At 70.6% G+C, this 2,490-nt stretch carries 3 protein-coding genes; 1 reads left to right on the top strand and 2 read right to left on the bottom strand.

All coding sequences use genetic code 11. The features are described from left to right. Positions 1–198 precede the first annotated feature (198 nt). Together EK403_RS10540 and EK403_RS10535 are read right to left on the bottom strand one after the other, a co-directional pair. On the bottom strand, positions 199–627 hold the full coding sequence (locus EK403_RS10540; RefSeq protein ID WP_128777460.1) for a VOC family protein: 429 nt from the start codon (positions 625–627) through the stop codon (positions 199–201). A gap of 51 nt (positions 628–678) precedes the next feature. Further along, positions 679–1,800, bottom strand: coding sequence for a PA0069 family radical SAM protein (locus EK403_RS10535; protein WP_206659526.1), 1,122 nt, complete (start codon positions 1,798–1,800; stop codon positions 679–681). A gap of 124 nt (positions 1,801–1,924) precedes the next feature. Between EK403_RS10535 and EK403_RS10530 the strand changes: the two genes are divergently transcribed. Next, a partial coding sequence (locus EK403_RS10530; RefSeq protein WP_245479628.1) for a glycosyltransferase occupies positions 1,925–2,490 on the top strand: 566 nt, incomplete at its 3' end.

The raw sequence follows: 2,490 nt of genomic DNA, 5'->3' as shown, positions 1-2,490 counted from the left end.
CCCGCGGCCCGCCTCGTCGACTCCCGCGACCAGTCGGAAGCCCGCCGCCATCGCGGCCTCTTCGCGCGCGAAGGTCGCGACGGGCGCGGCCGCCCGCAGCGCCGCCGCAGGGCGGTCAGGCTTGGTTTTGGGAGCGTTCTGCGCGGCGCGCGGCATGGCGCCAGCATGGTCGATTCGGGCGCCGGGCGCGACCCGCTTTCAGGCGGACGACCGCAGCCGGCCGGTCTGGCCAAGCGGAAATCCCGGATTGCAGGCGACCTCCCAGAGATGGCCGTCCGGGTCCGTCACATAGCCCGCATAGCCGCCCCAGACGGTCCTTTCGGCGGCCTTCACCAAGCCCGCGCCCGCCGCGACCATCCGCACGATCGCCTTATCGACTTCGGCTTCCGAGCCGAGGTTCCAGGCCAGCGACTGGCCGCGAAAGCCCTCGCCCTCGGGGTCGAGCTCGGCGTCCCTGGCGAGCGCCGCGCGGGCGTAGATCGAGAGCACCACTCCGCCGACGTCAAAAAAAGACGCGCTTTCAGTGCTGGCCGGCGAACGGACGAGGCCGAGAGCCTCGTAGAACGCTGTCGACCGCGCGACGTCCTCGACGCCGAGCGTGACAAGCGTGAGACGCAACTGAAGCATGAACGCCTGCGAGCCAGTCGCCCTCCACGAAGTGACTGCGACACATGATGATCATCCGAAAAGATTCAATTGTTCCTGAATCCGCCCGCCGGTCCCCCGCGGAGGCGTGAACAGGTCGGTCCTCAGGCGCAGGCGCCGCCGGTCGAGCTTCAGCCGCTTCGCCGCCGCCTCGAAGCGCCGGCCGATCATCCAGGCGACCGGGCCCTCGCCCGTCTGCCTGACGCCCCAGCCGCTGTCGTAGAGCTTGCCGCCGCGGGTGTCGCGGACCAGCGAGAGGATGCGCCGGACCTTGCCAGGATGCCGCTCCAGCAGCCATTCCTGCACCAGGTCCTTGATCTCATTCGGCAGCCTGAGCAGCACATAGCCGGCCTCGGTCGCGCCGGCGCCATGTGCGGCCTCCAGCAGCCGGTCGATCTCGTGGTCGTTGAGCGAGGGGATGATCGGCGCGGTGAGCACGGTGACCGGCACCCCGGCCTGGGCGAGGGCCGCGACCGTGGCGAGCCGGCGGGACGGCGTCGGCGCACGGGGCTCCATCTCGCGCGCGAGCTTCGGGTCGAGCGTCGTGATCGAGATCGCGACCTTGGCGAGGCCTTGCGTCGCCATGCGCGCCAGAATGTCGAGATCGCGCAGCACCAGCGCCGACTTGGTGACGAGCCCGACCGGGTGGCGGGTTTCCTCCAGCACCTCGAGGATCTTGCGGGTGAGCCGGTGCGTCCGTTCGATCGGCTGGTAGGGGTCGGTGTTGGTCCCGAGCGCGATGGTGCGCGGCTTGTAGTTCGGCGCGGCGAGCTCGCGCCGCAGCAGGTCCGCGACATTGGGCTTCGCGGTCAGCTTCGACTCGAAGTCGAGGCCTGGCGATAGGCCGAGAAAGGCGTGGGTCGGCCGCGCGAAGCAGTAGACGCAGCCATGCTCACAGCCGCGATAGGGATTGATCGAGCGATCAAAGGCGATGTCGGGCGACTGGTTGCGGGTGATCGCGGTGCGCGCCTTCTCGAGCGCCACCTCGGTGCGGAAGGGCGGCAGGTCGCCGAGGCTGTCCCAGCCGTCGTCCTCCTCGATACGCGCATAGGGCTCGAACCGGCCGCTGGCGTTGCTCACGGCCCCGCGGCCGCGGCGCCGAGCGGCGTCCGCGGGGGCGGGAACGTCGGCCTGAAGGGCGAATGACTGCGTCATAGGCGGAAGAGTAACGGCCGCCTTGGAACAAATCAAGAACATAGGCGAAAATGCGTCATTTTCCTCTGCTCCCGGCACAGAAACGCAACGGACAGCGGCTTTCTGGCATGCTAGGCGGAGAACCATGCTGAGCGTCATCATCCCCACGCGAAACGACGAGCGCGCCTTGGTGCCGACGCTCGCTTCGCTGGTGCCCGCCGCCGCGAACGGCGTGGTGCGCGACGTGACCGTAGCGGATGGCGGCTCGACCGACGCGACGCTCGAGGTCGCCGACCTCGCCGGCTGCAATGCGCTCGGCGGCTACGCGACGCGCGGCGCCCGGCTCGACGCGGCGGCGCGCGCCGCCCGGGGCCCATGGCTGCTGTTCCTGGAGCCGGGGGTCGTGCTGGAGGAGGGCTGGCACCGCGAGGCGGGGACCGTGATGGACGCGATCGAACGCGCCGGCGACGCCGCGACCCGCGGGGCTGCGTTCCGCTTCGCGCTCGACGATTTCGGGGGCAGGGCGAGGCTCGCCGAAGGGTTGTCGGCCGCCGCGAGGCTGCTGACCGGTCTGCCGCGCCTCGAACAGGGGCTGCTCATTCATCGCTGCGCCTATGAGCGCGCCGGCGGCTTCCGAGCGCTGCCCGCTATGGCGGAGGCCGACCTTATCCGCCGCATCGGCCCGCGCCGGCTCGTGCGGCTGCGCGCGCG

It is taken from the genome of Hansschlegelia zhihuaiae (assembly GCF_004103825.1).
GTDB lineage: Bacteria > Pseudomonadota > Alphaproteobacteria > Rhizobiales > Methylopilaceae > Methylopila > Methylopila zhihuaiae.
The sequence above is the reverse complement of the archived record's forward strand: the minus strand, read 5'-3'. Positions and strand labels throughout refer to the sequence as shown.

Bases quoted from the DNA above. Each gene is read 5' to 3' on its own strand.
- EK403_RS10540 (WP_128777460.1), bottom strand. From the start codon at position 627: ATGCTTCAGTTGCGTCTCACGCTTGTCACGCTCGGCGTCGAGGACGTC.
- EK403_RS10535 (WP_206659526.1), bottom strand. From the start codon at position 1,800: ATGACGCAGTCATTCGCCCTTCAGGCCGACGTTCCCGCCCCCGCGGAC.